This window comes from Variovorax sp. 01T432 (genome assembly GCF_056398605.1).
Genome location: NZ_JBFTPS010000054.1, coordinates 19,802 through 44,391, shown reverse-complemented (window position 1 = coordinate 44,391; position 24,590 = coordinate 19,802). Strand labels below are relative to the sequence as shown.

Genomic DNA, 24,590 nt, shown 5'->3' with positions numbered 1-24,590 from the left:
GGCTGGCCGCATCCGCGACGCCGGTGCTCGCGTGCGCCTAGGACGGAACGCTCATGATCATCGCTTCCGCGGCCGACGGTTCCTATCTCGTCCAGCAGGCCGGGCAGGACTTCGCGCAGCGCACCGACAGGAAGAAGCTGGCCCAGCTCTGGACAGGCGAATGGATCGTCGCCGCCCGCGAGGCCGAAGTCCCGCGCGCCTTCGGCATCGGCTGGTTCTGGTCGGCGCTGCGCAAGTACCGCGGGCTGATGGGCGAGGTGCTGCTGGCCTCGCTCTTCATCCAGATCTTCGCGCTCATGACGCCGCTGATCTTCCAGGTCGTCATCGACAAGGTGCTCACGCATCGCGCCCTCACCACGCTGGAGGTGATGGTGATCGCGCTGGCGGGCGTGGGCCTGTTCGAGGTGGTCCTGGGCGCCATGCGCCACTACCTGTTCACGCACACGACGATGCGTGTCGACGTCACCTCGATGGAGACGCTCAAGGGCCTGGCCGCCGAAAGAACCTGGCACCGCGATTGGGAACGTCGGCTCGCCGGCCATGTGCGCGCCGGCTTCGAGGCCGGTCACCTGGGCCAGGCGACGCAGCAGTTCATCGCGCTCGTGAGCAAGGGGCTCACCGTGGCGCTGCTGTACTTCGGCGCCCGGCAGGTGATCGACGGGCAGCTGACGGTGGGCGCGCTGATCGCCTTCAACATGCTGGCCGGCCGCGTCAAYGCGCCGATCCTCAAGCTGTCTTCGCTGTGGCAGGACTTCGCCCAGATGAAGCTGAGCGTGCGCCGGCTCGCGGACGTGATGGATGCGACCGCGGAGCCCGCCTTCAGGCCCGGCCGGTCGGTGCCGCCGGCGGTGCAGGGGCGGCTGCGCTTCGAGCATGTGGTCTTTCGCTATGGGCCGAACGAGCCCGAGGTGCTGTCGGACCTGAACCTGGACATCCAGGCCGGCGAGATCGTGGGCATCACGGGCTTYTCCGGCTCAGGCAAGACGACGCTGATGCGCCTGGTGCAGCGGCTCTACGTGCCGGAACGAGGGCGCATCCTGCTCGACGACACGGACCTGCATCTCGCCGACACCGGCTGGCTGCTGGACTGCGAGAGCGAGCGCGCGGTGCACGACAACATGGCGCGCATCTGCCGCGGCCGCACGGTGCTGATCGTGGCGCACCGGCTGTCCACGCTGCGCCTGGCCCACCGCGTGATGGTGCTCGAAGAGGGGCGCCTGGTGGAGGCGGGTAGCCATGCGGAGCTGATGCGGCGCGAGGGCCGCTACCGGTCGCTTTACCGCGCGGCCCAGGTGCCGGAGGCGGCGTGATGCGTGATGCGCAGCCCTTCGAGACGGCGGCCGGCGAGCGCGCCCTCTACCTCATCCCGCGAACGCTGAAGCAATCGATCGCCCGCTGAAATCCCTTGAGGCTGAGCGCCCGCGGAGGGTCCACGTCGAGCAGGGCTTCCAGCTGGGCGTAGACAGGCCGCGAGATCAGGATCTGCTCGCTCGCGGCCTCGCCGCACAGCCGGGACGCCAGGTTGGTCACGGTGCCGATCGCGCCGTAGTCCCAGCGCCCCTCGAAACCGATGGCGCCGATCGTGGCGAAGCCCTGCGCGATGCCGATGCCCAGGCCGAGCGAATAGCCGCGCCGCAGCCACGCCTGCGCGATGGTCCCGACGCGGTCGCGGATCGCGAGCGACATCCGCACCGCGCGTTCCGCCGCGTCCGGCACGGGGACCGGGTCGTTGAAGAAGATCATCATGCCGTCGCCGGAGAAATGCTCCAGCGTTCCCTCGTGCGCGACGATCAGCTCGCCGGTCGCGGCGTGGTACTGGCGCAGCACGCCCATCACTTCCTCGGGCTCGGCGCTCTCGGCGAAGGCGGTGAAGCCGCGCAGGTCGAGAAAGACCACGGTGATCTCGCGCCGATGGGTCACCAGGGGGTCCTCGGCGCCGCCGCTGACGATCAGCTCCGCGAGCTGTGGCGAGAAGAAGCGGCGCAGCCGCCCGACGCGCTCGAGCTCGGCGACCTGGGTGGCGACGCGGCGTTCCAGGGATGCGTTCCACTCCTTCGTCTGCGCGACCAGCGCCTCGACCTCGTCGTGCAGGCGCTTGATCCGCAGCATCGAGCGCACGCGCGCCGCGAGCGCGGCGTGGTCCACCGGCTTCGTCAGATACTCGTCGCCGCCCGCCTCGAGGCCGGCGACCACGTCCTTCAGGTCGGCCATCGCCGTCACGATGATGATGGGCGTGAAGGGAAAATCCGGGTCGGCCCGCAGGCGCTTGCAGACCTCGATGCCGTCGAGCTTGGGCATCATCAGGTCGAGCAGGATCAGGTCCGGCGTGAGCTGCCGGGCAGCGGACAGTCCTTCTTCGCCGTCGGCCGCGGAGACCACCTCGTAGCCCTCGCTGCCCAGGCGGGCCTGCAGGATCTTGACGTTGGTCGCGTTGTCGTCGACGATGAGGATGCGTGGGGGGGTTCTCACCGTCAATTCTCCCAATACAAAAAATGTAGCGGCTTCGCCGTGCTTCCACAAGGCGGCGAGCCGCACAGAATACGGGAGCCCTGCAAATCAAACTCCAGTGGCTTGCAACCCAGGTTCTCAACCGGTCACCCTTCGGCTGGCTGGTGCAGCGCGTGGCGCGCGTCCGCGCTTCGGTCCACACCAAGCTCCTGTTCGCCTTCCTGATCATCACCGCCTTGTTCATCGCGATGGCGGTCGTCAGCCTGCTGATCCTCGTCGACACGACGCAGCAAAGCCGCCTGCTCGACCAGGCGCACCAGCGGGTCAGCTGGTCGCAGCAGAGCCAGTACGCCCTGGCCCGGCAGATGCACTTCACGGCACTGGCGCTGCTTTCGAAGGACGAGGCCGCCATCGAGCGGATCCTGCGCGAGAACAACCGCTTCAACGAAACGCTTGCCAAACTGGAGACCGCCGCGGAGCCGGGGCAGAAAGGGCTGATCGACCAGATCCGCGCTTCGCAGAACGACGCCATGGGCGTGATGGCCGACATCGCCAACGCGATCCGCGACGGCAAGCTCGGCGACATCACGGCCGAGCTGCTCAGGCGCGAGGAGCGCCTGGACGAGGAGATCGGCTTGCGCATGGGCCAGCTCGTGGATGCGGAGCAGGGCCGCATGGCCCGACTGCGCGACAGCGTCGCCGCCGCCAACCGGCGATCGCTGGTCCTGACCTCCGTCTTCGCCCTGAGCGCGGTCCTGCTCGCCTGGGTTTGTGGCTTCGTGATCTCCTGGTCCTTCATCCTGCCGGTGCGCGAGGCGCATGTTTTTCTGGACGATGTCGCGGCGGGAGACTTCGGGCGCAAAATCTCGGTTCCCAACCGTGACGAATTCGGGACGCTCGCCGACCGGATGAACCACATGAGCCAGCAACTGCATCGTTTCGACGACTCACAGCGGCAAGCGGCAGCGAAGCTCGTTGACCTCAATGAGCAGCTGTCGCGCGCGAGCCAGGCCAAGTCCGAGTTCCTGGCCAACATGAGCCACGAGCTGCGCACCCCGATGAACGCGATCCTCGGCTTCAGCGAGATGATGATCGACGGCATCTACGGCGACGTGCCCGACGAGTTGAAGGAGCCGCTCACGGACATCCAGGTGAACGGCCGCAACCTGCTGCGCCTGATCAACGATGTGCTCGATCTTTCCAAGATCGAGGCCGGGCGCATGGAGCTCTCGCTCGACGAGTATTCCGTCAGCGACATCGTCAACACCGTCCGAACCTCCTTGCGCTCCATCGCCGCCGAGAAGGGCCTCGCGTTCACCGCCCATGTGCCGGAGGATCTGCCGGTGGCCTACGGCGACAGCGGCCGGCTCACCCAGTGCCTGACCAATCTCGCGGGCAACGCGTTGAAGTTCACGCGCAAGGGAAGCGTCGACATCTCGGTCGAGCTCGCCGGCGATGCGCTGATCTACCGCGTGGCCGACACGGGCATCGGCATTCCGCCGCAGGAACTCGACAACATCTTCACGGAGTTCCGCCAGGTCGACACGACCATCACGCGGGAATTCGGGGGCACGGGCCTGGGACTCAGCATCTCGAAGAAGTTCGTGGAAAGGCTCGGCGGTCGCATCTGGGTCGAGAGCGAACTGGGCAAGGGCTCCACCTTCCTGTTTTCCGTGCCCCTGCGCGCGGGCGAGGGGAGCCGGTGAGCGGGCGGACGATTCTCTATGTCGAGGACAACGAGTACAACCGCAAGATCGTGCGGCAACTGCTCAAGCGCTCGTCCTGCCGCCTGATCGAAGCGGCCGATGGCGAGACCGGTGTCGCGCTCGCGAAGCAGGAGCTGCCCGACCTCATCCTGATGGACGTGCAACTGCCCAGGATGTCCGGTCTCGAGGCCACGAGCTTGCTGGTGGCGGATGCGCTCACGCGACACATCCCGGTCATCGTCATCACCTCGTATGCGCTCAGCGGCGATCGCGAGAAGGCGATGCAGGCCGGTGCCTCCAACTACCTTGCCAAGCCCTACAGCCCGAGCGAGCTGCTGGCGATGGTCAGGCAGTATCTTCCGGATCTCTGATCGAAACCTCGGAAAAACGCGAGAGGGCCCCATGACGAAGACCGTTCGAACCGCCGCCCGCGCCTGCGCTGCGCTGCTGGGCCTCGCGACAAGTCTCGGCGCCTTCACGGCGCACGCCGAGGAGGAGCAGGCGCAGCAGTTCACGCCGGAGTTCCGCGATGTGCACAAGAGCTTCGACCCCAAGCACACACCGAAGATCGTGGCGCCGGACAGCGTGAGCCGGGGCGCCTGGTTCAATGTGACGATCAGCGTGGGCGCCGGTTCGGCGCATCCCTCGCTGTCGGAGCACTTCGTGCGCTATATCGCGCTCTACAAGGACTCGGTCGAGATCGCGCGCGCCTATCTGCACCCGGTGTATTCGGCGCCGACGGTGACCTTTACCGTGGCGCTCGACGAGGGCGGCTCGCTGCGGGCCGTGGCCGAACCCACGCATTCCGCCGCCTGGGAGGCGTCGAAGAAGATCACCGTGCGTCCCTGAGGCGGCGCCTGGCGCCGCGCCGAGGGCTACTTGCCCTTCATCTCGATGGTGAGTTCCACCGCCTGCTGCTCGCTGACGGTGAAGCTCGCGGGCACCGTGCCCAGGCGCTCGTGCCAGACCTGGGCCTGGTACCGGCCGGGCGGGAGATTGTCGAAGGCAAAGCGTCCGTCGGCGCCGGTGATCGCATAGTAGGGGTGCGCCGCGACCACCACCCACGCCGTCATCCAGGAGTGCAGGTCGCAGTTGATGCGAACGATCTCCGGCTCGGCGAAGGTGACGGGAATCGTCCGGCCCATCGGCTGCGTGCGGTTGAACGACACGTTGCGCTTCGGCGTGGCATGGATGTTGTGGAGCAGGCGATCGCTGTTCAGGAAATCGACCGTGCCCCCCGCCGGGACGACCACCACGCGCGGCACGAACGCACAGGCCTTCTGATCGATCTCCACCTTTTTCGGAGGCGGGGGCGAGGCCGCACCGGCCGGAGGATTCTCCAGCCACACGACGGCATTGCGGATCTCGCGACCCGCCGAGACCTGCAGGTCGTCGGCGAGCTTCTCGCTGCCGCACAGATACTGGTCGATGGTGACGGGCACCTTGACCTGCGCGGGGATGGCTCCGGCGAACACGACCCTGCCCTTCACGCTGCCGGCGAGGCTGTGCCCCAGCAGGCCGCATGACAGGAGAAGCAGGGCCAGGACCTTCGAAGGCCGAACTCCGTTCAATGGAAAGTCCTCCATGTTCGAGCGCATTGCCGGCCTGGAAGCCTGCGAAAGGGTAGTCCCCGCGCGCCGAAGGCGTCAATAGCCCGAACAGCGGAGGGAGTGGAGGGCGGCGGGCCGGCACCCGCACCCTTCGGGCCTCATGTCGAGGACTCTCGGCTTCCGTAGTGCCGGAGCGCGAGTCCGCGCAGCAGCTCCGCGGCCATGCGGCTAGGCCGTGTCGCCGCCCGCGCCTTGGGCACGGCCAGCACCAGGCGATTGCGGATCACCGGCGCGTAGATCGCGGCCACGTGCAGCGGCTGCGGGTAGTTCCACAGCCGTGCCGCGCTTTGCGGCAGCACCGTGTGCGACACGCCGCGCGCCACCAGCGAAAGCACGGTCTGCACCGAGTCGACCTCGGCCACGATGGACAGCGGCAGCCCGCGCGGGCGGGTCTCCTCTTCGAGCAGCTGCCGCAGCGCATTCGGTCCGCTGGGCATCACCAGCGGCAGGGCCGCGACCTCCGCGAGCCGTACGCGCGGGGGCAGGGGATCGGGACCGATCAGGACCAGCGGCTCGCGCGCCAGGGTCTCTTCGTGGATCTGCGGCGAGTTCGGCGGATCGAAGAGGATCGCCATGTCGAGCTTGCCGGCCACCAGCCATTCGCGCAGCCGGATGCTGAGCCCCTCGACCACGCTGATGACCGCATCGGGGTAGCGGGCACGGAACTGCTCGACCAGGTCGGCCGTGAGCACGTGCGCCACGCGCGGCGGCAAGCCGATGCTGACACGGCCGCGCGGGCTCGACTGCCGGTCGCGCATGTCGGCCCGGGCGCGGTCGGCCAGTTCGAAGATCGCCCGCGCGTGCGACAGCAGGGCCAGCCCCGCCTCGGTGGGTTCGGTGCCGCGCCCGGTGCGCACGAGCAGCGGCTGCCCGACCTCCTGCTCCAGCAGCATCACCTGCCTGCTCAGCGCGGGCTGCGACATGTGCAGCGCGGCGGCGCCCTGGCTGACGCTGCCGCCCTCGACGACGGCGACGAAATAGTGCAAGCGGGTAAGGTCCATGTGCCATGCATTTTAGGTATAGCTGGTATCGGGAAAAAGCAGGCCGACGCCGCGCCGCGCGGCCACACAATCGGCGGCGAGACAAACACCACCGGCCCATGCAGAACAACCTGACCTACAAGCTCCATCCCACAACGCCGAAGCTTCGGCTGCCGCCTGGCGCCTGCGACGCGCATGTGCATGTCTTCGGGCCCGTCGCGCGCTTTCCCTTCGCGCCCGGCAGCAGCTTCAGGCCGGCCGACGCACCGAAGGAGACGCTCTTCGCGCTGCACCGCCAGCTCGGCATCGAGCGCTGCGTCATCGTGCAGTCGCTGTGCCACGGCTTCGACAACCGCGTGGTGGAAGATGCCATCGCGGCAGGCGGCGGTCGCTACCTCGGCGTCGCCCTGGTACCGCCGGAGGTAGCCGATGACGAGCTGTCGCGCCTCGCGTCCGCGGGCTTTCGCGGCGTGCGCTTCAACTTCATGAAGCATCTGGGCGCCTCGTCCGGCGTGGACGAGATCGTCGACTTCACGCGGCGGCTGGCGCCGCTGGGCATGCACCTGCAGGTGCACTTCGAGAGCAGCCTGATCCATGCGCTGGCGGAGCCGCTCGCGCGCAGCGCGGTGCCGGTGGTGATCGACCACATGGCACGCGTCGATGCCGGCCTCGGCATCGACAACCCGGATTTCAAGGCGCTGCATGCACTGCTGCGCAACCCGCTCTTTCGCGTGAAGATCAGCGGCGTCGACCGCATCTCGCGCCAGGTCGACTACGCCGATGGCGTGGCGCTCGCGCGCAGGCTGCTGCTCGATTTTCCGCAGCGCTGCCTGTGGGGCACCGACTGGCCTCATCCCAACCACACCCACGTGCCGGACGACGGCACCCTGGTCGACGCCCTGATGCGCATCGCGCCCGAAGCCGAGTTGCGCGAGCAACTGCTGGTGACGAACCCGCAGGGCTTCTACCGCTTCGAAGCATGAGCACCGACATCTTCGCTCCTTCCTCGCGCCGCCTCGACGGCAAGATCGCGCTGGTCACCGGCGCCGGCTCCGTCGGCCCCGGCTGGGGCAATGGCCGGGCGATGGCGGTGCGTTTCGCCCGGGAGGGCGCGCAGGTCTTCGGCGTCGACCGCGACATCGAGCGGCTCGGCGAGACGGCCGAACGCGTCGCCGAGGCGGGGGGCGTGCTCGTCACGGCGGCCTGCGACGTGACCAGCAGCGCATCCATCGAGGCGATGGTCCAGGCCTGCATTGCGCGCTTCGGCCGCATCGACATCCTGGTCAACAACGTCGGCGGCTCCGCCAGGGGCGGGCCGGTCGAGATGTCCGAGGAGGTGTGGGACGCGCAGGTCGACCACAACCTCAAGAGCGTGTTCCTCGCCTGCAAGCATGTGCTGCCGCACATGGTGGCGCAGGGGGGTGGCGCGATCGTCAACATGGCGTCGACCTCGGCGCTGCGCTGGACCGGCGCGGCGCAGATCGCCTATGCGGCAACCAAGGCCGGCGTGATCCAGTTCTCGCGCGTGCTCGCGGTGCAGTACGCGGGCCAGGGGATTCGCGTGAATACGGTCGTGCCCGGGCAGCTGCACACGCCGATGGTCGAGTCGCGCCTGGCGGGCCAGCGCGCCGGGGGCGATGTCGAGGCGCTTCTGAAGCAGCGCCAGTCGCGCATTCCGCTGCCTTTCATGGGCGATGGCCGCGACACGGCGGCGGCGGCGCTGTTTCTCGCGTCCGACGAAGCCCGCTTCGTGACCGGGACCGAGCTGGTGGTGGACGGCGGCATGTCGGTGCGCTGCGACTGACAAGGAACTCATTGATGAAACGTCTTCAACGCCTCGCGCGCAGGACCTGCCTCCAGGGCGCGATCGTCGCCCTGGCCGCGCTCGCCTGCGGCGTGCCGGCCGCCTTCGCGCAGAGCCCTGTCACCCGCATCATCGTCGCCTTCCCGCCCGGCGGTCCGGTGGACTTCGTGGCGCGCGCCATCAGCGAGCAGCTCGGCAAGGAGCTGGGGCACCAGGTCATCGTCGAGAACAAGTCCGGCGCCAACGGCACCATCGCGGCCGAGTACGTCTCGCGCGCCGCGCCCGATGCGCAGACCCTGTGGCTCACCAGCGTGGGCGCGGTGGCGATCAACCCCTCTCTTTATGACAAGCTGCCCTACGACCCCTTCAAGGACCTCACGCCGGTGTCGCTGGTGGTGCGCAATGTCGAGGTGCTGGTCGTCGCCGCCGACGCGCCTTATGCGAGCGGCGCGGAGTTCGTGGCCGCGGCGAAGCTGAGCAGCCAGCCGCTGACGCTGGCTTCCTCGGGCACCGGCAGCGTGCCGCACCTCGCGATGGAGCTGCTGTCCGACGCGTCGAAGACGCCCTTGCTGCACGTGCCGTACAAGGGCGCGGCGCCCGCCATCACCGACGTGATCGCGGGGCATGTGAACGGCTTCTTCGGCGACATACCGGGCCTGCTGCCCTTCATCAAGGGCGGCAAGCTCAAGCCCATCGGCCTGGCCGCGACCCGGCGCCATCCGTTGCTGCCGGGGGTGAAGACCTTCGAGGAGATGGGGATCCCGGGCGTCGACTCGGACAACTGGTATGCCTTGTTCGCCGCCAAGGGCACGCCCGCGGCCGACATCGATCGCATGAATCTCGCCCTGCGCAAGACGCTGGGCAACGCCTCGGTGAAGGCCCGCCTGATGGATTCGGGCGCCGAGCCGGCGCCTTCGTCCCCGGCCGAGCTCACGGAACTGCTCCGGCACGACACGGCCAAGTGGTCGGCCGTGGTGCGCGGCAAGAAGATCAAGCCCGACTGAACATGCTGGCCGCCACCGATCTCGTGCTGCTGCAGTTCCGCATGGCCGACCCGCACGCCGCCGCGCGGCTGGGCGCACAGTGGCGCGCCTTCTGCGCCGCCGCCGAGCCCTCGCTGTATGCGCGCCGGGCCGCCTGGTCCGCCGCAACGGCCACGGCCTACATCTACCTGGAGCCCGCGCAAGCGATGGGCGGGATGGATCCTGCGCTTCTCGCGCAGGATTTCGCACGCCGCTTCGCCGGGGCCTCCGAGGTTCGGGCCTCGCGGCTCGAACAGGTCTTCGACGCCGTCGGCGCCTCGGCCGGCGAACGCGCGGTCTTCCACTATGCCGTCGAGACGGACCCGGAGGAAGGCTGGATGGCCGAGATCGCGCGCTGGTACGACACCGAACACATGCCCGGCCTGGCGGCCGTGCCGGGCTGCATCCGCGCGACGCGCTTCATCAACCACGGCCACGGCCCGCTCTCGCTGGCCTGCTACGACCTGGTCCGGGAGGAGACGCTGGGCTCGCCCCCATGGCTGGCCGTGCGCGCCACGGCGTGGAGCGACATCGCCCGGCCTCATTTCACGAACACCCGGCGGACGATGTTCAGCGTCCTTCCGTAGACTTCCTCCCGGGGAAGCGTGGGCCACGCACGGGCCCTGGCGGGATCGTGGAAAATGGCCGCCCGCATGCCCAGAACCACCGCCATCGCCTGCTGCCGCGCCGAAGCCGCGGATCGGCCCTGAGGGCGCACGACATGGACCTCGACACCTGGCTCATCTACCTCCTCGCGGCCACCGGGCTTTCGCTCTCGCCCGGCCCCAACGGGTTGCTCGCCCTCACACACGGCGCATTGCACGGGCGGCGCAAGGCGCTGTACACCATCTTCGGCGGGGCCTTCGGTTTCGTCGTCGTCGTCGCGCTTTCCATGTTCGGCATCGGGGCGCTGCTCAAGACTTCCCTGGTGTGGCTGACCGTCATGAAGTGGGTGGGCGGCGGCTATCTCGTGTGGCTGGGCATCCAGGTCTGGCGTTCGCCCCCCATCGGCATCGAGGTCGGTGCTTCGGCGCAACCCAGGGCAGGCTGGTCCCTGTTCGCCCAAGGCGCGCTGTCCGCGATGACCAATCCCAAGGGGCTGCTTTTCTTCGCGGCCTTTCTGCCCCAGTTCATCAACCCCGCAAAAAGTCTTCTCGTCCAGTTCCTCGTCATGGCCGGGACATTCGCCGTCGTCGAGATCGCCACCGAGGTCTTCATCGCCAGCATGGCGCACCGCATCAGCCCGTGGCTGCGGCGGGTCGGACGACGCTTCAACCGGGCCTGCGGCGGCATCTTCATCGCCATCGGGGCGCTGCTGCCGCTTCGCCCCTGAGGCGCCCGCGGCCCCGGCGAGCGGACCGAGAAGAAGAAAAACACGCGCCAGACGGCCTTTCGGGCTCAATAAACCGCCCGTGCGTGCCGATGTATGGACAATGCCTCGGAGTTGGACCCGACGCGATCGGCCGTTCAAGTCAACAATAGCTGCCTCACGCAGCAACAAGCCCGCTTTTACCGGCTCCCCATCGACCTCATGTCCAAGCGCACCCTTGCCGGCCATCTCAAGATCTGCGAAGGACTCATTCTTTGGGCCGACGCGGATGCGCACGATCTCCTGGGCTACCCGCTCGGCGCGCTGGCCGACATGCCGCTCGGCGATGTGGTCGTGCAGCAGCCGGAACCGCTGGCCGATGCCATGCGGGTCCCCGCGCGCGGTGCCGTCGAATGCCATCGCGTCGTCCTGCGCACCCACCACGACCGCACGATGCTGGCCGACATGCGCGGCGAACGAATGGAAGACGGCTGCGCGCTGTGGACCTTCAGCCCCACCGCGCAGGGCGTGCGCGGCGAGCGGCTCGATCTCCTCTCACGCCGCGATGCGCTCACCCGGCTTCCCAATCGCGTTCCCACCGTCGAGGAACTGGGACGCACGCCCCATGCGCACGACGGCCACGCGGATCGCCTGCTGGCGGTCTGCTACCTGGACATCGACCGCTTCCGGGACGTCAACGACCAGTTCGGACCCGTGGGCGGGGATGCGGTGCTGCGTGAGGTCGCGCGGCGCCTGAAGGCGGCCGTCCCGCACGATGCCGCCGTGGCGCGCGTGGGAGGCGATGAATTCGCTCTCGTGCTGTCGATGACCGGCGGCGAGGCGCGGGCCCGGGAGCTCCTGCAGCAGATCCTGGCGCGGCTGACGCACCCCTTCCGCCTGGTCGACCGCTCGGCCCGGCTGCGCGTGAGCGTGGGCGTCGCGCTCATGGACTACGGCGCGCAGCCGACCGAGGTGATGCTGCAGCATGCGCAGCACGCCGTCTTCTTCGCCAAGCGCGCGGGCGGCAGCCAGGTGCATTTCTTCGACGCCGGCCAGGCGCTCGAGGAGCAGCAGGAAGTCAAGATTCGCGAGCGCATCCGCGCGGGGCTGGCGATCGGGGAGTTCACCCTGGCCTACCAGCCCAAGGTCGACATGCGCTGCGGCCGCGTCATCGGCTTCGAGGCGCTCGTTCGCTGGCAGCATCCCGAACGCGGCCTGCTGCAGCCCGCCGCCTTCGTGCCCTTGATCGAGGATCATGAGCTGGTCGAGCAGCTCGGCGACTGGGCGATCGGCGAAGCGGTGCGCCAGGCCGTGGCATGGCGGGCGCAGGGCGTGAGGACTTCGATCAGCGTCAACATCAGTCCACGGCACCTGCTGCGTCCCGACTTCATCGAGCGGCTGATCGCCCATCTGCAAGGCTTTTCGCAGCCGCATGCCGGCGTGCTGGAGCTGGAGATCCTGGAAACCACGGCCATCAAGGACTTTGCCGCGGTCGCCGATTTCATCGGCGCCTGCAAGGCGCTGGGCGTGCCGGTGACGATGGACGATTTCGGCACCGGCTATTCGTCGCTCACCTACCTGCGCCAACTGCCCGTGGCCGCGATCAAGCTCGACCAGTCCTTCGTGCGGGGCATGCTGGAAGACGCGGAAGACCAGGCGATCGTCACCGGCATCCTGGTGATGGCGCGCGGCCTGGGCCGCATGGCCATCGCCGAGGGCGTCGAGTCCGTGGCGCATGGCGATGCCCTGATGGCGCTCGGCTGCACGCTCGGCCAGGGCTACGGCATCGCCAAGCCCATGCAGCCCGAACGGGTGCCCGAATGGATCGTCGGCTTCGAACGCTCCCCGCCCTGGGGTCGGCCGGACGGCTGCTAGCTGGCCGAGCCGGGCAGGGGACGCGGAAGCCCTCAGCCGCAGACCACCCGGTTGCGCCCGGCGCATTTCGCCTGGTAGAGGCGGGCGTCCGCCATCTCGATCAACGCGTTCGAAGACGTGTCGGCGCTTGCGACCATCGTGGCCACGCCGATGCTCACGCTGAGATTGGGCGGATGGCTCGCCGGATGCGGCAGCCCCATCTCCTCGACGGCGCCGCGCAGTCTTTCGCCGATGGCCGCGGCCTCCGGCGCGSCCACGTCCGGCAGGACCAGCGCGAACTCTTCGCCGCCGAAGCGCGCGGCCAGGCAGGACGCATCCTCATGGGCGGCGCGCAGGGTGAGGGCCACGCGCCGCAGCGCGTCGTCGCCGGCGAGGTGGCCCAGGTGGTCGTTGTAGCTCTTGAACGAGTCCACGTCGATCATCAACAGCGAGATCGGCGCGCCCGCGCTCATCGACGCGGCCCAGTGCCGGGCCATGAAGTCGTCGAAGGAGCGCCGGTTGGCCAGACCGGTGAGCCCGTCGGAGTTGGTCAGCCGCCGCAGCTCGAGGTTGCTCTTGAGCAATTGCAGCTGGCTCACGCGCAGCTCCCGGTAGGCCTGGTCGCGCTGGAGCAGGGTCGTGTAGGCCCGGGAGTGGTAGCGGATGCGTGCCACCAGTTCGATCGGTTCGGGCAACTTGACCATGTAGTCGTTGGCGCCCCTGGCGAAAGCCGACTGCTTCATGATCGGCTCGTCGTTCGACGACAGCACGATGATCGGAACATCCTTGATCTCCGGTGTCGCGCGGTAGGCCTGCACCAGGTCCAGCCCGTCCGCCCCGGGCATGACCAGGTCCTGCACGATCACGGTGGGGCGCACCTGCAGCGCCGTGGCAACCGCATCGGCCGCTCTGTGGCAGACATGGAACGCGATGCCCGGCTCGACGGACAGCATCTTCTTCACGACGAGCGCGATCACGGGCTGATCGTCCACCAGAAGGACGGTCACCGTCTCCTGGGGCTGCGGGCCGCCGTGGGGCGCCGCGTTCGGGGGCATACTCATCAGGCAATGGACGTAAAGAGATGGGACGGTGTCCCGGTGGGCCGGAACCCGGGGACGCGCTGCCCCCGCGGGGCCTGCGCATTATGGTCACGACTCACCAGAATCAAATGAACGCACCCGACCCAGATGATGCGCTGYAGCAGGCGCTTGCGCGCGCCAAGGCCGCTGAGGAGCGCCAGCTTCAATTGCTCAGGCGGGTGGTCGAGCTTACAGGCGAGCGCGAGAAGCTGGACGCGCAGGCACGCCGGCAGGCGGAAGAACTCGTGGCGCTGCGGCGCAACCTGGTTTCGGCCAGGCGGCGCCTGTCGGTCACGGAAGCCGCGCGCATGGCCCAGTGGGAATGGGACATCGCCAGCGGCTCGGTCTTCCTCGGCAAGCGCTGGGACGAGATGACCGGAGAGGTCAAGCCCGGCAGGCGCTGGGAGATGCGCGAATTGCTCGCGCGCGTGCATCCGGACGACGTCGCGGCCGTGCGCCGGGCGGTCGAAGACGCCCTCAAGGGCACGCTGGATCGCTACCTCGTCGAGCACCGCGTCTCGGTCGCCGACGGCTGGATCTGGATCGAGAGCGTCGGCCTCGTGACCGAGCGCGACGCCCAGGGCAGGGCGCTGCGGGTGACCGGCTTCAACACCGACATCACCGCCCGGCGCAAGATGAGCGACGACATGGAACAGGCCCGCGCCCAGGCCGAGGCCAGCAGCCGCGCCAAGAGCGAGTTCCTCGCCAACATGAGCCACGAGGTGCGCACGCCGCTGAATGCGGTCATGGGGCTGACGAGGCTGCTGCACCAGTCCCCGTTGAACGACGAACAGCGCAGCTACCTCCAGCTCATCGACAACTCGGCCACCTCGCTGCTGGCCCTGCTCAATGATGTGCTCGACCTGTCCAAGATCGAGGCCGGCAAGCTGGTGTTCGAGCAGGTCCGCTTCGACATCGGCAAGTGGGTGCGCGAAGCGGTCGCGCTGCACAAGCCGGCCGCCGAGAAGAAGGGCCTGGTGGTGGATGTCGAGCTCGCGCGGGATTTGCCGTGGAAGGTCGCGGGCGATCCGGGACGCCTGCGGCAGGTGATCTCCAACCTGATATCCAACGCCGTGAAGTTCACCGAGCGCGGCCGCATCGCCGTGAGCGCCCGCCTGGCGCCGGACCAGACCGGCCTGCGGCGCGATCAGCTGCGGGTGCTGTTCTCGGTGCGCGACAGCGGGGTTGGCATTCCGGCGGAGATGCAGGCGCAGATCTTCGAGGCCTTCACCCAGGCGGATGCCTCCACCACCCGGCGCTATGGCGGCACGGGCCTGGGGCTGACGATCTGCGCCCGCCTGGTGGCCATGATGGGCGGCTCGCTGCACGTCGTGAGCCGGCCGAACGAGGGCAGCACCTTTCGCTTCACGGCCGTGTTCGAGGAAGCGGCCGACGAGCTGAGCGTGCTGACCGAGCCGGCGCCGCTGGAGGCGATGACGGTGCGCGGGCTCGACGTGCTCCTGGCCGAGGATCATGCGGTCAACGAACTCCTCATGCGCAAGCTGCTCACCCAGATGGGCTGCGACATCACGGTCGCCCGCAACGGCGAGGAGGCGGTGAAACTCTGGCGCGGCCGACCCTTCGACCTGGTGCTGATGGACGTGCAGATGCCGGTGCTGAGCGGCCTCGACGCGACCGCGCAGATCCGCGCCCTGGAGGCGCAGCGGCCGGCGCGCGCGCGCACGCCGATCGTGGCGCTCACGGCGCATGCGATGGCCGGGGACCGGGAACGCTGCCTGGCCGCCGGGATGGACGGCTACGTCTCCAAGCCGGTGTCGCCGGCAATGCTGACGCAGGCGATCCAGGACGCGATGCATGGCGGCCATGCCCCGGGCGACGCGGAAATGAGGTACGCCGCGGGTGATGAGTGGTTCGAATTGCCTTCCGCGCCCCAGCGAGTTGGCGACGCCGGCGCGGATGCCGCCGCGAAGGCGGATTCTCCGTCGCCGATCGACCTCCAGCAGCTGCTCCACACCATGGCCGGCGACATGGGCGCGATCCGGCAGATCGCCGCCACGATGCGCAGCGACATGGCCGTGCGCCGCCACGTGATCGGGCAAGCGCTCGACGAGCGCAACCTGAAGGTTGCGCAGGAACAGGTCCACGCCTTGAAAGGCGCGCTGTCCACCGTGGGTGCGCACGAGGCGGCGAGGATCGCCAGGCAAGTGGAGGGCGCCTTGCGGCAGGGCGACTGGCAGGCGGTGGACAGTACGGTCGGGCTGCTGCGGCAGGAAACCGAGCGCGTGGACATCGCGCTCGTCGAGCTTGCGGCGACGAGCGGCTGAACTCCAGGCCGCCTGGCCCGGGCCCGGAAGATACTCTCCAAAACCCTGATTGATTTAATTATTGATGTCAATACGATGAGGCCCATCAACGCCTCTCGCACATGCCTCCCGCCCCGACCATCGCCGACATCGCCCGTCTCGCGGGCGTCGGCACCGCCACGGTCGACCGCGTCCTGAACCGACGCCCCGGCGTCAATGCCGAGACCGTGCAGCGCGTGATGCAGGTCGTCGGCGAACTGGGCCCGCCCCAGCAGCCCGGCCGCCCGCGGCGCGGCGCCAATGCCCGCTTCGCCTTCGTGCTGCCCGCCGACCCCTCGCCCTTCCTCGAACTCGTTGAGCGGCAGATCGCCCAGGCCGCCGGCGACTTCCGGCATGCCCACATCACCGAGATCACGCATCGCATCGACGCGGCCGACCCGGTTCGCTTCGCCGCCGAACTGGCGCAGGTGGGCGAGTGCGAGGGCATCGCGCTGCTCGCGCCCGACCTGCCGCCGATCAAGCGCGCCATCGGCGAACTGGTGCGCGCCGGCGTCCACGTCGTGACTCTTTTTTCCGATGTCGCGGGCTCGATGCGCGAGACCTACATCGGCGCCGACAACCGCGCCGCCGGCCGCACCGCGGGCCTGCTGCTCGGGCGCATGGCCTGCGAAGCCGGCCGCGACGCGCTGCTGCTCTCCTCGCAGTCCACGCGCCTGTCGGCCGAGATCGAACGGCGCATCGGCTTCGCCCAGGTGATCGAGGAGCGCTTTCCCCGCTTGCACATGGTGCGCACGCCCGACCTGCCGCCCGGCGACGAGGGCGCCTGCGAGACGCTGCTGCGCTTCCTGGGCGAAGGCACCGACCCGGCGCGCGTCGCCGGCATCTACAACGTCGGCTCCGGTGCCGCCGGCGTGGCCCGCGCGCTCGACATCTTCGGCCTCGCGCCCCATGTCGGCGTCGTGGCCCATGACTTCACCGACGCGCACGGCTTGCTGCTCGGCGCGAACGGCTTGTCCTATGTCCTGCACCAGGACATCCACTACTGCGTATTGACGGCGGCGCGCGTGTTGCACGCCCTGTGCGAGAACGTCCGCGGCGCCCTCAACGTGGTGCAGCCGCGCATCGAGATCCTGACGGCCGAAAACCTGCTCTGAGCGCGGGCGGGCGTCCGGTATGTGCCCCTGAATCCCGAAACCTTCCTTTTTGGAGACAGCTCATGAAATCGATGTCGAAGATGCTGCCGGGGGTCATCGCCCTCGCCGCGGCCGCCGTACTCAGCCTGAGCCCCGCCGCAGTCAGCGCGCAGGACAAGACCATCACGCTCTGCTGGGCGGCGTGGGACCCGGCCAACGCGCTGGTCGAACTGTCGAAGGACTTCACCGCCAAGACCAGCGTGAAGATGAAGTTCGAGTTCGTCCCCTGGACCAACTTCGCCGACCGCATGCTCAACGAGCTCAATTCCAAGGGCAAGCTGTGCGACCTCATCATCGGCGACAGCCAGTGGATCGGCGGGTCGGCGGAGCAGGGGCACTACGTCAAGCTCAATGACTTCTTCGCCAAGGAAGGCATCAAGATGACCGACTTCGCACCGGCCACCGTGGTCGGCTATGCCGAGTGGCCGAAGAACACCCCCAACTACTGGGCGCTGCCCGCGATGGCCGACGCCGTCGGCTGGACCTACCGCAAGGACTGGTTCGCCAGGCCCGAGCTGCAGGCCGAGTTCAAGCAGAAGTACGGCCGCGACCTGGCGCCGCCCAAGACCTGGAGCGAGTTCAGGCAGGTCTCGGAATTCTTCCAGGGCCGCATGATCGACGGCAAGAAGGTCTACGGTGCCTACCTGTTCACCGAACGCGGCTCCGAAGGCATCACGATGGGCGTCACCAACGTGCTCTACCCCTTCGGCTTCAAGTACGAAGACCCGAAGAAGCCGTACGTGATGAACGGCTTCGTCAACTCGCCCGATGCGGTGCGCGGCCTCGAGTTCTACAAGGCGCTCTACAAGGGCAGCACGCCGCCCGGCCTGACCAATGCCTACATGAGCGAGGGCCTCGACGCCTTCAAGTCGGGCCAGGTCGCGATGATGATGAACTGGTTCGCCTTCTTCCCCGGCCTCTACAAGGACCCGAACGTGGGCGGCGACAAGATCGGCTTCTTCGTCAACCCCTCGGACAAGGGCAAGGGCGTGCAGCTCGGCGGCCAGGGCATCTCGGTGGTGTCGTACTCGGCGAACAAGGCCGAGTCGCTGCAGTACATCAAGTGGTTCGCCAGCCCCGAGGTGCAGAAGAAGTGGCAGGCCATCGGCGGCTCCTCGGCCGCCAAGGCCGTGCTCAACGACCCGGCCTACCCCAAGAGCTCGCCCTTCGCGCAGGCCTTCCTCGACTCGATGGACATGGTGGTCGACTTCTGGGCCGAGCCTTCCTATGCCGAACTGCTGCTCGCGATGCAGAAGCGCGTGCATGACTACGTGGTCGCCGACAAGGGCACCGCGAAGGAGGCGCTCGACGCGCTGGTCCTCGACTGGACCAAGGTGTTCAAGGACGACGGCAAGACCAGGTAGGGCATGCCGATGAAGCACGGGATGCCCACGCCTGCCGCCATCGCCGCCCGCGCCGCGCAGGCCACACCGCCCGCCGCGGCGGTGCGCATGCGCGGGCTCTCCGACCGCGCGATCGCGTGGATCTTCATCGGCCCGACGATGCTGCTGCTGCTGGCGATCAACATCTTCCCGCTGATCTGGACCCTGCGGCTGTCCCTGACCAACTTCCGCGCCAACCGGCCCAACGCGCCCGTGCTCGACGTCGGGCTGGACAACTACATCTCGGTGCTGACCGACCCCGACATCTGGCAGGCCATGCAGGCCACCGCCCATTTCCTGTTCTGGACCATCTTCCTGCAGATGCTGATCGGCTTCGCGCTGGCCTACCTGATCGACCGCAAGTTCCGCGGCCACGGCTTCTGGACCACGATGATCCTGATCCCGATGATGCTGTCGCCGGCGGTGGTCGGGAACTTCTGGGCCTTTCTCTACCAGCCGCAGACGGGGCTCTTCAACTATGCCGTGTCCTTCCTGAGCGGCGTGCCGCCTTCGTCCTTCGAAATGATCGGCTCGGTCAAGCTCGCGCCCTGGGCCATCATCATCGTCGACACCTGGATGTGGACGCCCTACGTGATGCTGATCTGCCTGGCCGGGCTGCGCTCCATCCCCGACTACATCTACGAGGCGGCCGAGGTCGACCGGGCCTCGAAATGGCGGCAGTTCCGCTCCATCACGCTGCCGATGGTGCTGCCCTTCATCATGCTGGCCGTGCTGTTTCGCGGCATCGAGAACTTCAAGATGTTCGACATGGTGAACCTGCTGACCTCGGGCGGCCCCGGCTCGGCCACCGAACTCGCCTCCATCACGCTCAAGCGCCAGGCCTTCGAGAGCTGGCGCACGGGCTATTCGTCCGCCTTCGCGATCATCCTCTTCGTCGCCGTGTTCGGCCTGGCCAACATCTACGTGAAGGCCCTCAACCACGTGAAGAATCGCTAGGGGCAAGCCAATGACCATCCTGCACAAGGGCATCAGCACCGCGCATTCGGTCGTCGAGCCGAGCGGGCGCACGCGCCTCCTGGCCGGCGCGCTGGTCGCGGCCTATGCGCTGATCACGATCGTGCCGCTGGTCTGGATCATCCTCACCGGCATCAAGACCCCGCCCGATTCGATCAGCTACCCGCCGAAGATCCTCTTCACGCCCTCGGCCGAAGGCTACTGCAACCTGTTCACCACGCGCTCGCGGCAGACGCCCGAATACATCGCGGCGCTGCCTGCGCCCACCGACACCTGCGACAGGGTGGCGCGCAATGCCAACATGGTCGTGGCCGGGCCCTCGAACTACGTGCCGCGCTTCGTCAATTCGCTGATCATCGCCTTCGGCTCGACCGTGCTGTCGGTGGGCTTCGGCGTGATGGCGGCCTATGCCTTCTCGCGCTTCAAGGTGCCGCTCAAGGACGACCTGCTGTTCTTCATCCTGTCGACGCGGATGATGCCGCCGATCGCGGTGGCGATCCCGATCTACCTCATGTACCGCGAGCTGGGCCTGTCGGACACGCGCCTGGGCATGATCCTGCTCTACAGCGCGGTCAACGTCTCGCTCGCGGTGTGGCTGCTCAAGGGTTTCATCGACGAGATCCCGCGCGAGTACGAGGAAGCGGCCATGGTCGACGGCTACACGCGCCTGCAGGCCTTCCGCAAGGTCGTGCTGCCCCAGGCGACCACCGGCATCGTGGCCACCGCCATCTTCTGCCTGATCTTCGCGTGGAACGAATACGCCTTCGCGGTGCTGCTGACCTCCGGCACCGCGCAGACGGCGCCGCCCTTCATCCCGATCATCATCGGAGAGGGCGGCCAGGACTGGCCGGCCGTGGCCGCCGGCACCACGCTGTTCCTGATCCCGATCCTCGTGTTCACGATCCTGCTGCGCAAGCACCTGCTGCGCGGCATCACCTTCGGAGCGGTGCGCAAATGAAGAACTGGCCCCGATGGCTGCGGCGCGGCCCGATGGAGATGCTGGCCTGCATCGTGATCACGCTCGGCCTCGTGATGATGCTGCAACCCCTCGCCATGATCCTGTTCACCTGGTCCTTCCTGACCACGCTGTCGGGCACGGTGCTCTTCATGGTCGTCTCCAAATTCCCCGAGTAGCGCCATGGCCGAGATCCGCGTTCATCACCTGCACAAGGCCTTCGCCGATTTCACCGCGGTCAAGGACTCCAGCTTCACCGTGCGCGACGGCGAGTTCTTCTGCCTGCTTGGTCCCTCGGGCTGCGGCAAGACCACCACGCTGCGCATGATCGCCGGGCTGGAGCTGCCCACCTCCGGGCAGATCTTCCTCGGCGCGGAGGACGTGAGCTTCAAGCGCGCATCGGCGCGCGACATCGCCTTCGTGTTCCAGATGTTCGCGCTCTATCCGCACATGAACGTGCGCCGCAACATCGCCTTTCCGCTGGTGTCCCAGGGCATGCCGCGCGCCGAGATCGATGCCCAGGTCGAGCAGGCGGCCCGCACGCTGCGCATCACCGGCCTGCTGGACAAGCCCGTGTCCCAGCTCTCCAGCGGCGATCGCCAGCGCGTGGCGCTGGGCCGCGCCATCGTGCGCCAGCCGCTCGCCTTCCTGATGGACGAGCCGCTGGGCGCGCTCGATTCGGAGTTTCGCGAAGTGATGTGCCAGGAGCTGCGCACGCTGCACGACCGGCTGCACGCCACCACCGTCTACGTGACGCACGACCAGATGGAGGCCATGGCCATGGCCGACACCATCGCCATCATGAACCAGGGCGTGATCGAGCAGCTGGGCGCGCCCCTGGAGGTGTACGAGCGGCCCGCCAGCGTGTTCGTGGCCGATTTCATCGGCGCCCCGGCGATGAACTTCCTGCCCTTCGAGGCCGCGCTGGCCACGGGCGCCAGCGCCATCGACATCGGCGCCGCGCGCATCGGCGTGCCCGCCCTGCGCGAGGATGTCCCGGCGCGCGCGCTGCTGTGCGGCGTGCGCCCCGAGCATGTGCGCTTCGACGACGGCTCGGCGCTGCGCGCCGAGGTCGTGGGCACCGAATACCTGGGCACCAGCACCGTCGTGACCCTGCACACCGCGCAGGGCGCGACCCTGCGCGCGAAGGTCGATGTGGACAGCAAGGCCAGGCGCGGCGATCACATCGGCCTCGCCTTCGACGCCGGCGCCGTCTCGCTGTTCGACCAGGTCTCGGGCCGCGCCCTGCGCACCGCGCGGGATGACCGGCCGCATGCCGCCCGCAACGGAGCACGCCATGGCTGAACTTCGACTGGCCGGCGTCGGCAAGCGCTTCGGCGCCGTGCGGGCGGTCGATGGGCTGGACCTGGACATCGCCGGCGGCGAGTTCTTCGTGCTGCTGGGCCCGAGCGGTGCCGGCAAGACCACCACCTTGCGCCTGGTCGCCGGGCTGGAGCGGCCCGACGAGGGCAGGGTGTTCATCGGCGGGCGCGAAGTCACGGCGCTCGCGCCGGCCCTGCGCGACGTCGCCTTCGTGTTCCAGCAGTACTCCCTGTACCCGCACCTGAGCGTGTACGACAACCTGGCGTTTCCGCTGCGCTCGCCGCTGCGCCCCATGCCCGAGGAGGCGCTGCGCCGCAAGGTGGAGGAGGTGGCGCGGATGCTGCGCATCGAAGACAAGCTCCAGAGCCCCGCCACCCGGCTCTCGGGCGGCCAGATGCAGCGCGTGGCGATCGGCAGGGCGCTGGTGCGCAGCCCGCTGGTCTACCTGATGGACGAGCCGCTTTCTTCGCTCGACGCCAAGCTGCGCAACGACCTGCGGCTCGAACTCAAGCGCATCCAGCAGGACCTGGGCGCGACCATGCTCTACGTCACGCACGACCAGATCGAGGCGCTGACGATGGCCACGCGCATCGGCGTGCTCGAGCGCGGCGTGCTGGTGCAGGTCGGTACGCCCCGGCAGATCTACGAAGACCCGGCCAGCACCCATGTGGCGGCGCGGCTCGGCTCGCCGCGCATCAACCTGTTGCCGCGCGCGCTGCTGCCGGCCGTGGCCGGGCCCGCGCAGGCCGTGACCATCGGCGCGCGCGCGGAGCACCTGCGCCTGCACCGGGACGGCGTCGACCCGAGCCACCGCGAGGCGCATGTCCAGCGCATCGAGCGCCTGAGCGACCAGCACCTGGTGCAGGTGCGCCTGGACGACAGCGATCAGGAGTTGATCACGGCAGCCCCCATCGGGGCAAGCTTCGAGCCCGGCGACGCGGTGCGCGTCGAGCTGCTGCGGCCGCTGTGGTTCGACGCCGACGGCCGGCGCATTGCCGCCTGACACGCACGCACACCTTCGGGAGAAACCCATGAGCCATGCCGACCTGATCCGCCACGCGACGCAGACGCTGATCGACCACGTCGAGGAACTGACCGCCCTCGACCAGGCCATCGGCGACGGCGACCACGGCCTCAACATGCGCCGCGGCGCGCTGGCGATCCAGGCCCGGCTCGACGACCTGGCCGCGCAGTCGCTCAACGAGGCGCTGCGCGCCATGGGCATGACCTGCATGTCGACCATCGGCGGCTCCTCGGGCCCGGTCTTCGGCACCTTGATGATCACCCTGGCGAAGGAACTGCCCGATGCGCCGCCGCCCCTCACGCCGGCCGCGCTGGCCCGTGCGGTGGACGCCGGCATCAAGGCCCTCACGCGCCTGGGCAAGGCCGAGGTCGGCCAGAAGACGCTGCTCGATGTCCTGGCGCCGGTGCAGCGGGTGCTGGCCCGGGGCGGCGACGACCTCGACGACCTGAGGGCGCGGGTGCGCCAATGCGCCTTCGACAGCGCCGACGCCACCGCCGGCATGGATGCGATCCGCGGGCGCGCCTCCTTCCTCGGCGATCGCGCGCTCGGCCATGTGGACCCCGGCTCGCGCTCGCTGGCCTTGATCATCGGCGCGATCTGCGACAACCTGCAGGCTGGCGCCCTGGCATCTTCTCCTTCCCCTTCCCCTTCCGCCTGAAAGCACACGCCATGAAGAAGCTCATCAACGACGTCGATGCCATCTTGTCCGAATCCCTCGACGGCTTCGCGGCCGCGCACGCGGACATCGCCACCCTCGGCGAGTCCGGCCAGTTCGTGCGCCGCCGCGTGCTCAAGCCCGGCAAGGTGGCGCTGATCTCCGGCGGCGGCTCGGGCCATGAGCCGCTGCACGCCGGCTTCGTCGGCCACGGCATGCTCGACGCGGCCTGCCCGGGCCAGGTGTTCACCTCGCCCACGCCCGACCAGATGCTGGCCGCCGCGCAGGCCGTGGACACCGGCGCCGGCGTGCTCTTCATCGTCAAGAACTATTCGGGCGACATGATGAACTTCCAGATGGCGGCCGAGATGGTCGCCTGCGACAACGAGACCGTGATCGTCAACGACGACGTGGCCGTCGAGAACTCGACCTACACCACCGGCCGGCGCGGCGTCGCGGGAACGCTCATCGTCGAGAAGATCGTCGGCGCCGCGGCCGAGCGCGGCGAGGGGCTGGCGGCGCTCAAGTCGCTGGGCGATGCCGTCAACAAGGCGACCGCGTCGATGGGCGTCGCCCTCAGCTCCTGCACCGTGCCGGCGGCGGGCAAGCCGACCTTCCAGATCGGCCCGGACGAAATGGAAATGGGCGTGGGCATCCACGGCGAGCCGGGCCGGCGCCGCGTCAAGCTGGCTTCGGCCGACGACATCGCCGCCGAACTCACCGGCGCGATCCTCAAGGACCTGTCGCTCAAGGCCGGGCAGGAGGTGCTGCTGCTGGTCAACGGCTTCGGCGGCACGCCGATGATGGAGCTCTACCTGATGGTCAACGCGGTGCGCAAGGTGCTCGTCGGCAATGAGGTCAAGATCGCGCGCTACCTGACGGGCTCCTACGTCACCTCGCTGGAGATGGCGGGCTGCTCGGTCACCGTGAGCGCCCTCGACGCGGCGACGCTGGCGCTGTGGGACGCGCCCGTGCACACGGCCGCGCTGCGCTGGGGCATGTGAGCA

The 24,590-nt window shown here is 68.6% G+C and carries 24 protein-coding genes; 20 read left to right on the top strand and 4 right to left on the bottom strand.

What is annotated here, in order from left to right; all coding sequences use genetic code 11:
- Positions 1-53: 53 nt before the first annotated feature.
- A complete protein-coding gene (locus AC1DNF_RS29065; RefSeq protein WP_478152125.1) occupies positions 54-1,310 on the top strand; it encodes an ABC transporter transmembrane domain-containing protein in 1,257 nt (418 codons plus the stop codon).
- 46 nt (positions 1,311-1,356) lie between these two features.
- On the opposite strand, the gene AC1DNF_RS29060 is transcribed toward AC1DNF_RS29065, so the two are convergent.
- Entirely contained in the window at positions 1,357-2,469 is a 1,113-nt protein-coding gene (locus AC1DNF_RS29060; protein WP_478152124.1) for an adenylate/guanylate cyclase domain-containing protein, read from the bottom strand.
- A gap of 152 nt (positions 2,470-2,621) precedes the next feature.
- Here AC1DNF_RS29060 and AC1DNF_RS29055 point away from each other — a divergent pair, with 152 nt between their 5' ends.
- The 3 genes from AC1DNF_RS29055 to AC1DNF_RS29045 are packed head-to-tail and all read left to right on the top strand — an operon-like array spanning position 2,622 to position 5,003.
- Entirely contained in the window at positions 2,622-4,154 is a 1,533-nt protein-coding gene (locus AC1DNF_RS29055; RefSeq protein ID WP_478152123.1) for a sensor histidine kinase, read from the top strand.
- Positions 4,151-4,525 carry a response regulator gene (locus AC1DNF_RS29050; protein WP_478152122.1) on the top strand — a complete coding sequence of 125 codons (375 nt, stop codon included), beginning with the start codon at positions 4,151-4,153 and terminating at the stop codon, positions 4,523-4,525. Before AC1DNF_RS29055 ends, AC1DNF_RS29050 begins: the two co-directional genes overlap by 4 nt.
- 31 nt (positions 4,526-4,556) lie before the next feature.
- The gene (locus tag AC1DNF_RS29045; protein WP_478152121.1) at positions 4,557-5,003 is read left to right on the top strand and encodes a desulfoferrodoxin family protein; all 447 of its coding nucleotides are present in this window, start codon (positions 4,557-4,559) and stop codon (positions 5,001-5,003) included.
- A gap of 26 nt (positions 5,004-5,029) precedes the next feature.
- Here the strand turns inward: AC1DNF_RS29045 and AC1DNF_RS29040 are convergent, their stop codons facing one another.
- On the bottom strand, positions 5,030-5,725 hold the full coding sequence (locus tag AC1DNF_RS29040) for a carboxypeptidase regulatory-like domain-containing protein (protein ID WP_478152120.1): 696 nt from the start codon (positions 5,723-5,725) through the stop codon (positions 5,030-5,032).
- A gap of 137 nt (positions 5,726-5,862) precedes the next feature.
- Entirely contained in the window at positions 5,863-6,765 is a 903-nt protein-coding gene (locus AC1DNF_RS29035; protein WP_478152119.1) for a LysR substrate-binding domain-containing protein, read from the bottom strand.
- Positions 6,766-6,863: 98 nt separating this feature from the next.
- Between AC1DNF_RS29035 and AC1DNF_RS29030 the strand changes: the two genes are divergently transcribed.
- From AC1DNF_RS29030 to AC1DNF_RS29005, 6 genes are all read left to right on the top strand, one after another.
- A complete protein-coding gene (locus AC1DNF_RS29030) occupies positions 6,864-7,727 on the top strand; it encodes an amidohydrolase family protein (RefSeq protein WP_478152118.1) in 864 nt (287 codons plus the stop codon).
- A complete protein-coding gene (locus AC1DNF_RS29025; protein WP_478152117.1) occupies positions 7,724-8,548 on the top strand; it encodes an SDR family NAD(P)-dependent oxidoreductase in 825 nt (274 codons plus the stop codon). Before AC1DNF_RS29030 ends, AC1DNF_RS29025 begins: the two co-directional genes overlap by 4 nt.
- Positions 8,549-8,562: 14 nt before the next feature.
- Positions 8,563-9,552, top strand: a complete 990-nt coding sequence (locus tag AC1DNF_RS29020) for a Bug family tripartite tricarboxylate transporter substrate binding protein (RefSeq protein ID WP_478152116.1) — start codon at positions 8,563-8,565, stop codon at positions 9,550-9,552.
- Between the two features lie 2 nt (positions 9,553-9,554).
- The gene (locus tag AC1DNF_RS29015) at positions 9,555-10,157 is read left to right on the top strand and encodes a hypothetical protein (protein WP_478152115.1); all 603 of its coding nucleotides are present in this window, start codon (positions 9,555-9,557) and stop codon (positions 10,155-10,157) included.
- Between the two features lie 134 nt (positions 10,158-10,291).
- Entirely contained in the window at positions 10,292-10,903 is a 612-nt protein-coding gene (locus AC1DNF_RS29010; protein WP_478152114.1) for a LysE family translocator, read from the top strand.
- Between the two features lie 198 nt (positions 10,904-11,101).
- On the top strand, positions 11,102-12,754 hold the full coding sequence (locus AC1DNF_RS29005) for a putative bifunctional diguanylate cyclase/phosphodiesterase (RefSeq protein WP_478152113.1): 1,653 nt from the start codon (positions 11,102-11,104) through the stop codon (positions 12,752-12,754).
- A 32-nt stretch (positions 12,755-12,786) separates the two neighbouring features.
- On the opposite strand, the gene AC1DNF_RS29000 is transcribed toward AC1DNF_RS29005, so the two are convergent.
- Entirely contained in the window at positions 12,787-13,794 is a 1,008-nt protein-coding gene (locus AC1DNF_RS29000; RefSeq protein WP_478152112.1) for a diguanylate cyclase, read from the bottom strand.
- Between the two features lie 107 nt (positions 13,795-13,901).
- On the opposite strand from AC1DNF_RS29000, the gene AC1DNF_RS28995 reads away from it, so the two are divergent.
- The 10 genes from AC1DNF_RS28995 (at position 13,902) to dhaK (ending at position 24,587) form a co-directional block, all read left to right on the top strand.
- Positions 13,902-16,097 carry an ATP-binding protein gene (locus tag AC1DNF_RS28995; protein WP_478152111.1) on the top strand — a complete coding sequence of 732 codons (2,196 nt, stop codon included), beginning with the start codon at positions 13,902-13,904 and terminating at the stop codon, positions 16,095-16,097.
- A 101-nt stretch (positions 16,098-16,198) separates the two neighbouring features.
- Positions 16,199-17,230, top strand: coding sequence for a LacI family DNA-binding transcriptional regulator (locus AC1DNF_RS28990; protein ID WP_478152110.1), 1,032 nt, complete (start codon positions 16,199-16,201; stop codon positions 17,228-17,230).
- A 71-nt stretch (positions 17,231-17,301) separates the two neighbouring features.
- Positions 17,302-18,633: an ABC transporter substrate-binding protein gene (locus AC1DNF_RS28985; RefSeq protein WP_478152126.1), complete on the top strand. Its 1,332-nt coding sequence runs from the start codon at positions 17,302-17,304 to the stop codon at positions 18,631-18,633.
- A gap of 21 nt (positions 18,634-18,654) precedes the next feature.
- A complete protein-coding gene (locus tag AC1DNF_RS28980) occupies positions 18,655-19,608 on the top strand; it encodes a carbohydrate ABC transporter permease (RefSeq protein WP_478152109.1) in 954 nt (317 codons plus the stop codon).
- Positions 19,609-19,618: 10 nt separating this feature from the next.
- Positions 19,619-20,584, top strand: a complete 966-nt coding sequence (locus AC1DNF_RS28975) for a carbohydrate ABC transporter permease (protein WP_478152108.1) — start codon at positions 19,619-19,621, stop codon at positions 20,582-20,584.
- Positions 20,581-20,760: a hypothetical protein gene (locus AC1DNF_RS28970; RefSeq protein ID WP_478152107.1), complete on the top strand. Its 180-nt coding sequence runs from the start codon at positions 20,581-20,583 to the stop codon at positions 20,758-20,760. The genes AC1DNF_RS28975 and AC1DNF_RS28970 overlap by 4 nt, the downstream gene beginning before the upstream one ends.
- Positions 20,761-20,764: 4 nt before the next feature.
- Complete coding sequence (locus AC1DNF_RS28965; protein WP_478152106.1) at positions 20,765-21,886, top strand: ABC transporter ATP-binding protein; 1,122 nt, start codon at positions 20,765-20,767, stop codon at positions 21,884-21,886.
- Positions 21,879-22,907, top strand: coding sequence for an ABC transporter ATP-binding protein (locus AC1DNF_RS28960; RefSeq protein WP_478152105.1), 1,029 nt, complete (start codon positions 21,879-21,881; stop codon positions 22,905-22,907). The genes AC1DNF_RS28965 and AC1DNF_RS28960 overlap by 8 nt, the downstream gene beginning before the upstream one ends.
- A 28-nt stretch (positions 22,908-22,935) precedes the next feature.
- Complete coding sequence (gene dhaL / locus AC1DNF_RS28955; RefSeq protein ID WP_478152104.1) at positions 22,936-23,586, top strand: dihydroxyacetone kinase subunit DhaL; 651 nt, start codon at positions 22,936-22,938, stop codon at positions 23,584-23,586.
- A gap of 11 nt (positions 23,587-23,597) precedes the next feature.
- The gene (gene dhaK, locus AC1DNF_RS28950) at positions 23,598-24,587 is read left to right on the top strand and encodes a dihydroxyacetone kinase subunit DhaK (RefSeq protein WP_478152103.1); all 990 of its coding nucleotides are present in this window, start codon (positions 23,598-23,600) and stop codon (positions 24,585-24,587) included.
- Positions 24,588-24,590: the final 3 nt, after the last annotated feature.

Bases quoted from the DNA above. Each gene is read 5' to 3' on its own strand.
- AC1DNF_RS29005 (WP_478152113.1), top strand. From the start codon at position 11,102: ATGTCCAAGCGCACCCTTGCCGGCCATCTCAAGATCTGCGAAGGACTC.
- AC1DNF_RS28965 (WP_478152106.1), top strand. From the start codon at position 20,765: ATGGCCGAGATCCGCGTTCATCACCTGCACAAGGCCTTCGCCGATTTC.
- AC1DNF_RS29035 (WP_478152119.1), bottom strand. From the start codon at position 6,765: ATGGACCTTACCCGCTTGCACTATTTCGTCGCCGTCGTCGAGGGCGGC.
- AC1DNF_RS29015 (WP_478152115.1), top strand. From the start codon at position 9,555: ATGCTGGCCGCCACCGATCTCGTGCTGCTGCAGTTCCGCATGGCCGAC.
- dhaK (WP_478152103.1), top strand. From the start codon at position 23,598: ATGAAGAAGCTCATCAACGACGTCGATGCCATCTTGTCCGAATCCCTC.
- AC1DNF_RS29010 (WP_478152114.1), top strand. From the start codon at position 10,292: ATGGACCTCGACACCTGGCTCATCTACCTCCTCGCGGCCACCGGGCTT.
- AC1DNF_RS28970 (WP_478152107.1), top strand. From the start codon at position 20,581: ATGAAGAACTGGCCCCGATGGCTGCGGCGCGGCCCGATGGAGATGCTG.
- AC1DNF_RS28975 (WP_478152108.1), top strand. From the start codon at position 19,619: ATGACCATCCTGCACAAGGGCATCAGCACCGCGCATTCGGTCGTCGAG.
- AC1DNF_RS29030 (WP_478152118.1), top strand. From the start codon at position 6,864: ATGCAGAACAACCTGACCTACAAGCTCCATCCCACAACGCCGAAGCTT.
- AC1DNF_RS29020 (WP_478152116.1), top strand. From the start codon at position 8,563: ATGAAACGTCTTCAACGCCTCGCGCGCAGGACCTGCCTCCAGGGCGCG.
- AC1DNF_RS28985 (WP_478152126.1), top strand. From the start codon at position 17,302: ATGTCGAAGATGCTGCCGGGGGTCATCGCCCTCGCCGCGGCCGCCGTA.
- AC1DNF_RS28990 (WP_478152110.1), top strand. From the start codon at position 16,199: ATGCCTCCCGCCCCGACCATCGCCGACATCGCCCGTCTCGCGGGCGTC.
- AC1DNF_RS28960 (WP_478152105.1), top strand. From the start codon at position 21,879: ATGGCTGAACTTCGACTGGCCGGCGTCGGCAAGCGCTTCGGCGCCGTG.
- AC1DNF_RS29045 (WP_478152121.1), top strand. From the start codon at position 4,557: ATGACGAAGACCGTTCGAACCGCCGCCCGCGCCTGCGCTGCGCTGCTG.
- AC1DNF_RS28980 (WP_478152109.1), top strand. From the start codon at position 18,655: ATGCCCACGCCTGCCGCCATCGCCGCCCGCGCCGCGCAGGCCACACCG.
- dhaL (WP_478152104.1), top strand. From the start codon at position 22,936: ATGAGCCATGCCGACCTGATCCGCCACGCGACGCAGACGCTGATCGAC.
- AC1DNF_RS29025 (WP_478152117.1), top strand. From the start codon at position 7,724: ATGAGCACCGACATCTTCGCTCCTTCCTCGCGCCGCCTCGACGGCAAG.